Origin of the sequence: Alkalimonas delamerensis, assembly GCF_030717955.1 — a bacterium.
In the GTDB taxonomy this organism is placed as follows: Bacteria; Pseudomonadota; Gammaproteobacteria; order Enterobacterales; family Alteromonadaceae; genus Alkalimonas; species Alkalimonas delamerensis.
The window spans coordinates 71,986-83,973 of the sequence record NZ_JAUZVY010000003.1; the positions used below are offsets into that span (position 1 = coordinate 71,986).

Sequence of the window (11,988 nt, forward strand, 5' to 3'; positions counted from 1 at the left end):
TCTTTGTTTCAGCTTGGTTGCAACGCATGCGCTTCCAATGCCGCTTTCAGCGCCGGGCTAAGCGCTTTGGCTTTTTGCAGTTGGTAGTCAAAATGCACCAAAGCGGCTTTGCCTTCGGCGCAGCACTGACCCTGCTGCCAGGCTTGTTGGGTCACTTCAAAAGAGCTGTTGCCAATCCGGCTGATCCAGCTGCGTACTTCGACCTCACTGCCATAATGCAGCTGGGCTTTAAAATCCACCGCGATGCTGGCGACGATCAACGGCCAGCGTTGTAAATCCAATTCCGGCGTGAAAATCTTAAAAATAGGCGTGCGGCAGGCTTCAAACCAGACCGCGACCACGGTATTGTTAATGTGACCTAAGGCATCCGTTTCTGAAAAGCGCGGTTGTATAACTTCTGTGAACATACCAAGAGAGACCCATGACTGATTTTATCGAGGTGTACGATGATGCGCTAAGCCCGGCTTTTTGCCAACAGCTGATTGCCGACTTTGAGCAAAGCAGCCACCGCCAGCCCGGCCGTACCGGCGGCGGGGTAGATACCAGCAAAAAAATCAGCACCGATCTGTATTTAAACGATCACGCCGCTTACCAGCAGCAGCTGGCAACCATTGTGGAAGCCACCGCCCGGTGCGCCGAGCAGTACTTTCGCAAGCATCACTTTGCGCTGATTGGCCCTATTGCGCTAACGATAAAGCATCCGCAAACCGGTCAGCCGGTGGCATTGACCCACGACAACTTTATGGAGTTTGGCAGCGACAAGGTGGCCGATTACATGCGCGCCTTGTTTCGCATTGGCGCCGTGCAAATGCAAAAGTACGATGCCGGCAAAGGCAACTACAGCTACTGGCACTCGGAAGTGTACCCGCAACCGCCGCACAACGAAGCCTTGCACCGGGCGCTGCTGTTTATGTTCTACCTGAACGATGTTGATGAAGGCGGCCAGACTGAGTTTTACTACCAGAACAAAGCCATTCAGCCTAAAACTGGCCGCATGGTCATTGCGCCGGCTTACTTTACCCATACCCACCGGGGCTGCATTCCGGTATCCAACGACAAATACATTCTGACCAGCTGGATTTTGTTTCAACGGGCCGAGCAATTGTACGGCTCCGCGGGGTAAACGCTTTAGCAAGTCCGCAGTCAAAGTAGCAGCCAGCCAAGCGCTGGCTTTTTTATATAATCGCAGCACAAAAAAACATGCAAAGCTAATTGACAACTATTATCATTTGCAATTAAGATCCGCCCCAACAAATACAAGGGCAGTGCCGCTGCACTGCGCGCTATGATGATGTTAGGGGAATCGGATGTCGTTACGCAATCGTTTTACATTGAATCAAGTGGCCATGGCTTTGGTGGTGGCTAGCATGCCTTTGAGCAGTATCGCTGGTGAATTGGCGGTTGCCGGCGATGGTGATGATGGCGCCCAACACGGCTTGAGCCCTCGGATTGAAGTGATCCGGGTGCGGGGTGATCAGCTCAGCCATGCCCATGTTGAAACCGGTACGGTTCATTTAATTAATTTTGAACAAATTGAAGCCATTCAGCCTTTGTCGACCGAGGATGTATTGCGCCGGGTACCGGGTGTCAACATCAAGGGGGAGGAAGAAACCTCCATTGTCGCCAACTTGGGTTTGCGCGGTTTGTCGGCCAGTGAAGCCAAATCATTGGTGTTGGAAGATGGTGTGCCGGTAGCTCCCGGCCTCTTTATCGGCAACGATCGCTACTTCAACCCGCGTATTCAGCGGATGGACGGCATTGAAATCTTAAAAGGCTCCGCCTCACTGCGCTATGGCCCTTCCACCATCGGTGGCGTGGTCAACTACATCACTAAAACACCGGATGACGGGGTGCAGCTCTCTGGCCGGCTGGGCTCTTTCAACCTGCGTGAAGTAGGGATTGAAGCCGGTGGTAAAAACAACAGCGGCGATGCCTACGCCGGTGTGGTCGCCAGCCATGCTCAAAGCGACGGCTTTATGGACAAAGGCTACGAGATGAGCGATGTGATGGTGAAAGCCGGCACAGCCATTGGCGATAACCAGCGCATTGGCATGAAGTTCTCATACCATGAAAACGAAGCCAATATTTCCTACCGCGGCCTGCTGCTGAACGATTACCTGGCCGGAGAACGCTACAACCCGGCACCGGATGACTGGTACCTGACCGATCGCAAAGCCTTTGATGTCAACCACCAGTGGACCATCAATGACATCGCTACTTTAAAGACGCTGGTCTATTGGAGCGATGTTACCCGGGATTACTGGCGCTATGGCGTCGATACGGCGGCCTCGAATGAAGCGGGGCGCTGGGTGTATACCGATGATTTAACCGGTAATAACCGCAGCTGGGAGCGTTTTGGCGTTGAAACACGTTTGAGCCTGGCACACACCCTGGGCGATAGGAATGCCGATACCGAGTTTGGCTTGCGACTGATGCAGGAAGAGTCCAACGATACCCGTGTGCGTGCGACACGTGAGCAAGACCGGACGGGTATCAATGATCGTCATATTGTGGACTCTGCAACCAGCGTGGCGGGCTACCTGCAAAGCCGGATCGAACTGAGCGACAACCTGGCGGTGACGCCGGGTATTCGGGTTGAGTCCTATACCCAGGAGCGTGAGGTGCTGACCAACAACAATGCGTCGGCGAAAACCAGCAACACCGAGTTGTTGCCGGGGGTGGGGGCAACCTATGAACTGACCTCGTCGGTGCAGCTGTACGGTGGTGTCTATCGCGCTTTCTCGCCAGCTTCCAATGGGGTTGCACTGGATGGCTTGAAAGATCAAAACCTGGACGGTGAGCGCTCCACCAACTATGAAGTAGGTATTCGGGGCAGCCAGGGATCGCTGGCGTTTGAAGTTGCGGCTTTTGCTATGGACTTCAGCAATCAGGTGGTGACAGGCAATACCGATCCGAACCTGTCGCAGTCCAATGCGGGGAAAACCGAGCACAAAGGCATGGAGTTCGCACTGGCTTATGATTTCGGGGCAGGTTTTAGCCTGGACACCAATGCCACCTGGATCCCAACCTCCAAGTTTAAGACCGGGGATCACCAGGGCAATCGTCTGCCGTATGCCCCGAAGTTGATGGCCAATCTCGGCCTGAACTACAGTGCAGATCAGCTGAAAGTGGCTTTGACAGCACACCACCGCGGTGAGCAATACGGCGACCCGAGCAATCAGGCTGAGTTGCCGACCGATGCTGCCGGCGGCATCTGGGGCGGCTTGCTGCCAGCCTATACCGTGTTGGATCTGACGGCGCAGTACAGTGTCTCCAGCGAGTTTACCCTGTTTGGTGCGGTGAAAAACCTGACCGACAAGCAGTACATTGCTGGCTTGCGTCAGGGCATCTATGTAGGGCCGGAGCGCTCCTTCGAACTGGGTTTCCGCTACCGCTTCTAACCCCTGAAAGCCTGACGGATGGCGGAGGCCAGGCCGTCAGGCTCATGCGTTATGCCGGTTAGGTTTTGCTGCCTGAACGGTAAGGCAGAATCATTTTCAAATGCGGAATGTCGTCTTCGAGGTAAGGCTCGCTGGCGGCCTGAAAGCCATGCTGTTCGTAAAATTGTTGCAAATAACACTGGGCAGAAATATGCAGGTCCATCCGGGGCCAGTGCTCTTGGGCCACGGCAATGGTTTTATCCACCAACACCTGGCCAAGTCCTAAACGGCGGGCCGTTTGCGACACACAGACCCGGCCAATGCCCGGGTAGTGATCAAAGGCCACTCCGGGTGCCAATACCCGGGCGTAGGCCAACACCTTATCGTGCTTTTTCAGTAGCACATGGCGGGTTTGCGGGTGCAGATCCCGGTCATCCAGCTCCGGGTAGGGACAGTTTTGTTCGACCACAAACACATCGACACGCAGTTGCAGCAACGCATAAAGGGTGTGGGTATCCAGTTGCTCAAAAGTCAGCACCTGCCATTGCATGCAGTTTGGCTCCTTGCAGATTATCAAAACAACACCACTATACCAGAACTGCTTCAGCGGGCGCGAGCAAAACGCTTATTGGTGTTGCGGTTAACGCCATAATTCTGAAAGCGGTGTTTCCGGGCTGAAGCGATCGGCGATTTGGGCTTGCAGCAGCTCGGCGCAGGCCAGTGCATCGGTGACGGCATCGTGGGGGCGGTAATCCGGCAAGCCATAACGCCGCCTGCTGTCGGCCAACCGGATGGATACCGGTTGACGCCCAAGCAGCTTGTCCAGCAGGCTGGGCGGTCGGGCCCGGTGCAGGCGTGCTTCTAAGTCCATGGTGTCGAGCAGTGGAAACTGGATGCCTTCGCCCAGTCGATCATGCAGGGTCGCATCCAAAAAAGGTCGCTCAATGCCCCGAAAATGCACCACCACCAGCTTGCCGGCCATCTGCTGCAGCAGTTCCGGCAGAATCTCAGTGATATCCGGGGCTTGCTCGATGGCGCTGTGGGTAATGCCATGCAGCAGCACCGATTCAGCGGTGAGCTGAAACTTGGGTTTAAGCAACCAGTGCCGGGCCTGACTGCTGTAGATGCGATCCAGCTGCATCGGCACGGTGCCAATGCTTAAAATGCCATCGCGCCTGGCATCCAGCCCGGTGGTTTCAAAGTCCATCGCCAGCAGCGGCACCTGGCCAATGGGCGTCTCGCCCGCGGGAATACCGGCCTGGTAATACTGCTGCAACGCTGGGTTGCGCGCTTGGCGGGCCAGTTGCTGGTACTGCTGAGGCCAGTCGGCGACTTTGGGATCATCTGGCCGCTGATGTCTGGGCTTGGCCGGTCCAAGGTACAGCATCTTAGCCCCGGGCCCCCTGATACCGAAACTTCAGAAATTTCTGGGCATTGCTCAGCACCTGAAAGGCTTCTTTTAAATGCCGCCGCTCAAAGTCGGAGAGCTGCTCGGGTGCCACCTGATTGTCTGGCTCTTCGCCGGCTTCCAGCGCCCGGGCCTGATGGCGGACCCGGGTCATGGCAATCACCTCCAGCGCATCGCGCAGGTCTTCACCTCGCCCCCGAGGCAGCAAGCCGGCCTGCATGATGGCTTTTAAGCGATCGAAGGAGTTGTTGTCGCTGTTGCCAATGGCCAGCGCATGCACCCGAATCAAATCGGCCATCGGGGCGGTACCGCGGCGCTTGATGTTCAGCGAGTTGTTGTGCCGGCCGTCGTTTTCCATCACAAAGTCTTTAAAAAAACCCAGTGGTGGCGTACGTTGCAGTGCATTGCGCGCCATGGAGGCCAGAAACAGCGGTTGTTTGGCTGCCAGTTGACGAATTTGGCGTTGCAGTTGCTCAGCCCATTCGATCTTGCCCCAGACGCCGGCCAGGTCAAAGAAAATCGAGCTGTGCAGCAAGCGTTCGGCGCTGGGGGCTTTGATCCAGTCGGCAAAATACTGCTGCCAGACCTTCAGCGGTTGCCGCCACTTCGGGTTGGTGGCCATAATGTCGCCACTGCACAGCGGGTAGCCACAGGCCGCCAGGCCCTGACAGACAAAGTCGGCCAACTGGCGGAAGTAGTCATCGTGTTTGTCGGCATCAAAATCATTGTGCAAAATCAGTGCATTGTCCTGATCGGTGACAATCAGTTGCTCTTCGCGCGCCATCGAGCCAAGGGCTAAAAAGCAGTAAGGCACCGGCGGCGGGCCCAGCTCGGCTTCTGCCAGCTCCAGCAAGCGCTGCTTAAAACTGCGGCCAATCACCGCCATGGCGCTGCCTATCATCTGGGAGTTGGCATCTTCATTCACCATCCGGACAAAGCAGGCCCGGACATCCGGCACCAGACTCGCCAACTAAGCCACACTTTGCTGGCGAAAAATGCTGCTGACCACAAAGAGGCTGTTTTTCGACTCGTAGCGAATGATGTCGGAAATGGCAATGACGCCGAGTGGCTCGCCATCCTTCAGCACCGGCAGGTGGTGCACATTGTGACGCAGCATCAGCAACATGGCTTCAAACACAAAGCGCTGATGGGAAATGCTGACCAGCTCAGTGGTCATGATGTCCTGTACCGGGGTTTGGTAAGGCAGGCCTTCGGCCAGCAGGCGATTGCGCAAGTCGCGGTCGGTCAGAATGCCGGCAACACCGTTCTCACCCAATACCAGCAAAGAGGATACCCCGGCTTGCTGCATGGCGATGGCAGCCTCGCGGGCGTTGGCTGTATGCGGCAAGGTCACCGGCTCCCGGCTGAGCAAGGTACTGACTTTGGAGGTCATCAGCTCATTGGCATCGGCCCGGCGGTTGGGGTTGTGTTTGCGGCGCTCTTCGTCGCTGATTTCCACGTAATCGGCAAAAAAGTCACTTTGCTCGCAAAGCGCATCAAAGCGATCGGCGGGGATCAGGTAAATCAGGGTATCTTCCAGCGCTGTGGCCGGAAAGCGCACCTTGCGGTTAATCAGCAGGCCTTGCTCGGCAAAGATGCCTCCTTCACTAAGCCGGTTGTACAGCTCGCCGGTGCGGCGAAAGGTTTCCACCGCGCCACTGCGGATCAGGTAGAGCGCATCCAGTGGCTGGCCAAATTGCAAAATGCTGCTGCCGGCTTTGAAGTAGCGGACATCGGTTTCGCTGGCAACTTGCTCCAGCATGGCTTCGGGCAATTGCTCAAAGGGCGTATGCCGCTTTAAAAACTCCAGAATTTCGATTTGCTCAATGTGCATGGTTGGCAGCACCCGGCTCGGTGGTCAGGTCAGAGCACCATGATACGCCGGTGCACCTGACCATGACCAGTGGGGTTGTTAAACTTTGCCGGGTCTGGGCTCAGACATCAGCCCCTTCACTACGGCGATGCAGGCCACCAGCAAGACGAGGGTGAAGGGGAAGCCAGTCGAAACCGCCATGGCTTGCAGTGCGACCAGGCCGCCACCCAAAATCAAGGCTATCGCCACCAGGCCTTCGAAGGTACACCAGAACACCCGCTGCGGGGTCGGCGCATTGACTTTGCCGCCGGCGGCGATGGTGTCGATCACCAGGGAGCCGGAGTCGGATGAGGTGATAAAAAATACCACCACCAGAATAATGGCAATAAAGGAGGTGACCTGTGCCCAAGGCATAAAGTCCAGCATGCTGAACAATTGCAGCGGCAAATCGGCCGAGGCGGCGGCTTCATAGCCCTTGTCCACCACTTGACGAATGGCGGTGCCACCAAAGACCGACATCCAAAGCACGCAGGCCAACGATGGGATCAGCAGCACGGATACCAGGAATTCCCGTACTGAGCGGCCACGGGAAACCCGGGCGATAAACATGCCGACAAACGGCGACCAGGAAATCCACCAGGCCCAGTAAAAGGCGGTCCAGCCCTGGGCAAAGTTGGCGTCTTCCCGCCCTATGGGGTTGGCAAGGGCCGGCAGATGCTGCAGGTAAGCCGCCAGATTGGCGACAAAGCCGGTCAGAATAGCGATGGTGGGCCCGACAATAATGACGAACAGCATCAGCAAGGCGGCCAGTGTCATATTGATTTCGGACAGGCGTTTTACCCCAGCCTCCAGTCCCGCCAAGACGGAAACTAAAGCAATCAGGGTAATGCCAATCACCAGCAGCACCTGCATGGCGGTATCTTGCGGCAGGCCAAACAGGTAATTCAGGCCGGCACTGGCCTGAGAAGCCCCCAAGCCAAGCGAGGTGGCCAGGCCAAATAAAGTGGCAAAGACCGCCAATATATCAATGATGTGGCCAGGCCAGCCCCAAACCCGTTCACCCAGCAGTGGGTAAAACACCGAACGTATGGTCAGCGGCAAGCCCTTATTAAAGGAGAACAGTGCCAGACCAAGGGCCAGCACCGCATAAATAGCCCAGGGGTGCAGCGCCCAATGGTAAATGGTGGCAGCCATGCCCAGCCGCTCGGCGGCGGCGGCATCACCGGCAGCGCCGGCTAAGGGGGCCCAGTCGGTGCGGACGCCATCTTCAAAGCTGGTGCCGCCATAGGCACTGCTAAAATGCGCCAAAGGTTCGGACACACCAAAAAACATCAGGCCGATGCCCATGCCCGCGGCAAACAGCATCGAGAACCAGCCAAGGTAACTAAAATCCGGCGTGGCCTCGGTGCCTCCCAATCGCACTTTGCCAAGTGGCGAGACTATCAGGATTAGACAGAGCAGCACAAAAATATTGGCGGCACTGATAAAGAACCAGTCCAAATTGGAGGTCAGCCAGCCACGCATGCTGGCGAAAAAAGGCTCTGCCTGGCTATGAAACAAAATGGTGAGCAGCACAAAGACAATCACCGACAGGCCTGAGATTAAAAATACCCGGTTGTGAATGTCCAGACCAAAGGGGCCTACTTTGACCACAATATTGTCCTGACCAATCTGGTAGTCGGTATCAATGGGGTTGACCTCGCCATCCGGCTTCATCGGGTCATTTGGATCTGCCATCTGTGCTTCTCCTGGTTGTCGTTGTTCTTGGGGGATCAAAGCATGAAGGCCTGAAACAGGCCTTCACTGAGCAGGCTAGAAGTAATAGCCAATGTTGATGTTAAAGCGTCGCTCGGTGTCGTTGCTGTCGCCAGCGATTGAGCCTCCAACAAAGGGTTGATTGCGGGCATGCACCAAATCGAAGTAGCTAAAGAAGCCGCCGGCGGCCACCGAGAAGCCGGTGACATTCATCCAGGTGTCTGCCGTGTTGTCGGACTTGTCGTGCACCAGGCCATAGTTGTTGTAAAACTGCAGCCCGGTCACTGGTCCCCACTCCACTGGCAGGCTGTAAGCCAGGTTGAATGTGCTGGTTTTGGCTTTGGCGGCAATGCTGTCATAAAAGGCGTAAGCCCCGACCGCCATCCGGTCGATGCCATCGACATTGTAGCGGTATTCGCCGTGCTGCAGCTGCAGGTTCCAGCGATCAAAGAGGCTGTTCAGGTGGACGGCCCAGGCGTTGTAATCGCCAGCCCGGTTTAAACCATCGTGCAAGCCGCCACTTAGGGCAGACACGCCCACTTCGGTGGTAAAGCCTTCACGGTGGTCAAAGTGGTAGGCAAAACGGCCGGATAAGGTGTTGTATTCTCCCAGTGGCTGGTTTGGGTCATCAAAAATGCCATCGCCGGGTAAGCGGAAGCCGACCACATCGTAAGAGTAACGATCGGCCCGGCTGCTGACATAGCCATCGACACCGCCCAGTTCATCGTTTTTGAAAAAGGCCAGATCCAGCTGCCAATTGTCTTTGATACGGCGCTTGAACAAGATGCCTAAATCATGGTCATCTTCCAGCCCGATGTAGTAATTGGTGCTAAAAAACCAGTTGTGCGAGTTGTAGGGCCAGTTACCAAAGGGCACCTGGGTAATGCCCGCTTGCACCTGCCAGTCTTCGTTTAGCTGATAACCGACATAGGCATACTTGACCGCCGTCATGTAATCAAAGAAGCGGATTTCTGCATTCAGCAACACATCGCCAATACTGCCATGCAAATTGAGCCGGAAAATATCAAAGGCAAAATCGCCGCCGCGGTTTTTATTGCCGTCGCTGTAGGAGGTGTGGCTGTAAGTGGTACGAATAGCACCGCCCAAAGAAATGCCATCACTGCTGGCTTCGGCTGGCTCCAGGCTTTCCAGGGTAGAGGCTAGTTCCGTGCTGCTGTGCTCTACCTTGTCAATGCTTTGCTGCTGCGCTGTCAGCTGCTTTTCCTGTTGCTCAATTTTTTGCTCGAGCAGCTGCAGTTGATGCTTAAGCAGTTCCAGTTGCTGGCGCAGTTCATCCACATCGGAGGCCTGCAGGGTGAGGGGGCTAAAAACGAGGGCGAGGCAAAGCGCCAGGCGACTTTTACAGTGCATGGTGGGTACCTGTTTGAAATAGCGAAGGATTATGTAAAGGATCATAGCCCAATTCTGGCAAGAACCCAAATTTGCAGCATAATTAGAGTAATGCCCCTTTCCGGAGTTGGTTATGTCCATCTTTACTTTTAACACCATGCGCAGTCAGATTGCGACCATAGCAGGTGCATGCCTGATACTGGCGGTTGCAGCCAGCATTGGTTTGGGGGTGCTGTTATCGCACCAGTTGTTCCAGTTTAACCGCAGCAACAGCACCGAGCTGTTTCAGCGCGAGGTCGAGCGCTCTTTGGGCAACCAGTTGCAGGTGCGGGCCGATGAAATTGAGCAGGTGATTATGCAGTCGCTCGGGGTGGCCAAAGGCATGGCCGATACCATGCAATCCTTGTTGGATTCAGGGGCCATGGCGCAACTTAACCGGGAGCATATCAGCCACCTGGTGCAAACCGCGATGGAAAACAATCCGCAGGCACTGGGTGCTTACATTGTCTGGGAACCCAATGAAGTGGATGGGCAGGATGCAAATTACCGGGGCGAAGGGCGTCACTCGACCGATGATGGTCAGTTTGGACCTTACTGGACCCGCGATCAGCGCAACCAACTGGATTTACGGCCAGTTACTACCGTTGACCTGTACAGCGAAACCCGCGATGCTCAGGGCATGCGCCTGAATGAATGGTATCTGTGTTCGCGCGATCAGCGTGGCTCTTGTGTGATAGACCCGGCAGTTTGGGAGGTGCAGGGGGTGCCCACCCTGATGAGCTCCATCGTCCATCCGGTGTTGGTGAATGGCCGCTTTGTCGGCATGAGTGGTGTCGATATCTCGATGGCCTTTTTGCAGCAATTGCTGCAGGAGTTGGACAACAATTTGTACCAGGGCAATGGCGAGCTGCGGATTGTGTCGTACCGTGGCTTCCTGGCCGGGAGCAGTGGCAGTCAGCGTGGGGTGGGTGAGCCGCTGAGCAGCGCTGAGTGGCAGCAATTGCAACCTTTGGTGCGCTCAGGAACCGCCAGTTTCCGGCAGCAGGCCGATGATTTTGTGGTGACGGTCCCCATTCAGTTAACGGCTTTTGAGACGCCCTGGTTATTGGAGTACCGGGTGCCAACCAATATTGCGCTGGCAGAGCTGGTGCAACTGAACGATACCCTGAGCAGCCGTTTTAATCAGAGTTTGTTTTGGCAAATATTGTTGGGCATTGCCGTAGCTCTGGCGGGCGGTGCAGTGCTCTTTGTGGTGGCGGGCCGCTTGGCTAAGCCGTTGCAGCAGCTGACCCTGATGGTGGACAACCTGGCGCAATCCGAAGGCGATTTAACCCAGCGTTTGGGGTTAAAGCGGCGCGATGAAATCGGCCAGCTGGCGGCGGCATTGGACTTGTTTTTGGATAAAACCCACCAGATCGTGCGCGATACTGCCAAGCTGGTGCATCAACTGCAAGGTTCATCTGGTGCCAGTGCCGACATTTCTCAGCGCACCCATCAGGAGGTGGCGCAGCAGCAACGCTCGATTGAACAGGTCGCGACCGCGGTAACCCAAATGTCCAGCACTGCATCCGAAGTTGCCAGCCAGGCTTCGCTGACGGCGGAATCGGCGCAAGAAGCGGCCGGCTCGGTGCAGCAAGGCGATCAGGCGGTGGTCAGTACCACGGCTGTGATTGAACAACTGGCCGACAGCATGCAGCAAGCCGGTGGCATGATGAATGAGCTGGAACAGGCCAGCAGCAGCATCAATAGCATTGTGGAGGTGATCCGCAATATCTCAGAGCAAACCAATTTGCTTGCGCTGAATGCGGCCATTGAGGCTGCCCGTGCCGGTGAGCAGGGCCGTGGTTTTGCGGTGGTAGCCGATGAGGTGCGCAGCCTGGCATCACGCACCCAGGATTCAACCGGTGAGATCCAGCAGCTGATTACCGAGCTGACCAGTAAAACCCAGGCGGTGGTGCAAGCGATGCAGCAAAATCAGCAAATGACCAGCCAAAGCCAGCAACAGGCGAAAGAAGCCCAGCAAAAACTGGAGCTGGCCATTGCCGCCACCCACCGCATCAGCGATGCGGCGACCCAGATTGCCAGTGCTGCTGAAGAGCAAAGTGTGGTCAGTGAGGACATCAGCAAAAATGTGGTGGAAATCAGCTCGGCGGTAGCCAGCTTAAGCCAGGCGGCAACCGATGCCGCTGAGCAAAGCCAGCTGATTGCCACCATTGCGCAGGATATTGATGCCCAGATGAGCCGCTTTAAGTATTAAGCGGCTTGGCGCTGAAGCCTGTTTA

General features: G+C 55.9%; 8 protein-coding genes and 1 pseudogene. 3 read left to right on the plus strand and 6 right to left on the minus strand.

Annotated features, from left to right (window positions below; translation table 11 throughout):
• Positions 1–8 precede the first annotated feature (8 nt).
• Complete coding sequence (locus tag Q3O59_RS08625) at positions 9–407, minus strand: acyl-CoA thioesterase (protein ID WP_305945201.1); 399 nt, start codon at positions 405–407, stop codon at positions 9–11.
• A 14-nt stretch (positions 408–421) separates the two neighbouring features.
• Here Q3O59_RS08625 and Q3O59_RS08630 point away from each other — a divergent pair, with 14 nt between their 5' ends.
• Both Q3O59_RS08630 and Q3O59_RS08635 read left to right on the plus strand, forming a co-directional pair.
• The gene (locus Q3O59_RS08630; RefSeq protein WP_305945202.1) at positions 422–1,123 is read left to right on the plus strand and encodes a 2OG-Fe(II) oxygenase; all 702 of its coding nucleotides are present in this window, start codon (positions 422–424) and stop codon (positions 1,121–1,123) included.
• 184 nt (positions 1,124–1,307) lie between these two features.
• The gene (locus tag Q3O59_RS08635) at positions 1,308–3,401 is read left to right on the plus strand and encodes a TonB-dependent receptor family protein (protein ID WP_305945203.1); all 2,094 of its coding nucleotides are present in this window, start codon (positions 1,308–1,310) and stop codon (positions 3,399–3,401) included.
• 58 nt (positions 3,402–3,459) lie between these two features.
• Here the strand turns inward: Q3O59_RS08635 and Q3O59_RS08640 are convergent, their stop codons facing one another.
• The 5 genes and pseudogenes from Q3O59_RS08640 to Q3O59_RS08660 form a co-directional block, all read right to left on the minus strand.
• Positions 3,460–3,930: a GNAT family N-acetyltransferase gene (locus tag Q3O59_RS08640; protein ID WP_305945204.1), complete on the minus strand. Its 471-nt coding sequence runs from the start codon at positions 3,928–3,930 to the stop codon at positions 3,460–3,462.
• Between the two features lie 90 nt (positions 3,931–4,020).
• Entirely contained in the window at positions 4,021–4,767 is a 747-nt protein-coding gene (locus Q3O59_RS08645) for a 3'-5' exonuclease (RefSeq protein ID WP_305945205.1), read from the minus strand.
• A gap of 1 nt (position 4,768) precedes the next feature.
• A pseudogene (locus Q3O59_RS08650) lies at positions 4,769–6,622 on the minus strand (DUF294 nucleotidyltransferase-like domain-containing protein).
• A 78-nt stretch (positions 6,623–6,700) separates the two neighbouring features.
• On the minus strand, positions 6,701–8,338 hold the full coding sequence (locus Q3O59_RS08655; RefSeq protein WP_305945206.1) for a BCCT family transporter: 1,638 nt from the start codon (positions 8,336–8,338) through the stop codon (positions 6,701–6,703).
• 75 nt (positions 8,339–8,413) lie between these two features.
• Positions 8,414–9,727 (minus strand): porin, encoded by a 1,314-nt coding sequence (locus tag Q3O59_RS08660; RefSeq protein ID WP_305945207.1) that lies wholly within the window; start codon positions 9,725–9,727, stop codon positions 8,414–8,416.
• 112 nt (positions 9,728–9,839) lie between these two features.
• Between Q3O59_RS08660 and Q3O59_RS08665 the strand changes: the two genes are divergently transcribed.
• Entirely contained in the window at positions 9,840–11,963 is a 2,124-nt protein-coding gene (locus tag Q3O59_RS08665) for a methyl-accepting chemotaxis protein (RefSeq protein ID WP_305945208.1), read from the plus strand.
• The last annotated feature ends 25 nt before the right edge of the window (positions 11,964–11,988 follow it).

What these genes read in the sequence shown, in the direction of transcription:
- Q3O59_RS08665 (WP_305945208.1), top strand. Translation starts at nt 9,840, where the DNA reads ATGTCCATCTTTACTTTTAACACCATGCGCAGTCAGATTGCGACCATA.
- Q3O59_RS08625 (WP_305945201.1), bottom strand. Translation starts at nt 407, where the DNA reads ATGTTCACAGAAGTTATACAACCGCGCTTTTCAGAAACGGATGCCTTA.
- Q3O59_RS08635 (WP_305945203.1), top strand. Translation starts at nt 1,308, where the DNA reads ATGTCGTTACGCAATCGTTTTACATTGAATCAAGTGGCCATGGCTTTG.
- Q3O59_RS08640 (WP_305945204.1), bottom strand. Translation starts at nt 3,930, where the DNA reads ATGCAATGGCAGGTGCTGACTTTTGAGCAACTGGATACCCACACCCTT.
- Q3O59_RS08630 (WP_305945202.1), top strand. Translation starts at nt 422, where the DNA reads ATGACTGATTTTATCGAGGTGTACGATGATGCGCTAAGCCCGGCTTTT.
- Q3O59_RS08645 (WP_305945205.1), bottom strand. Translation starts at nt 4,767, where the DNA reads ATGCTGTACCTTGGACCGGCCAAGCCCAGACATCAGCGGCCAGATGAT.
- Q3O59_RS08655 (WP_305945206.1), bottom strand. Translation starts at nt 8,338, where the DNA reads ATGGCAGATCCAAATGACCCGATGAAGCCGGATGGCGAGGTCAACCCC.
- Q3O59_RS08660 (WP_305945207.1), bottom strand. Translation starts at nt 9,727, where the DNA reads ATGCACTGTAAAAGTCGCCTGGCGCTTTGCCTCGCCCTCGTTTTTAGC.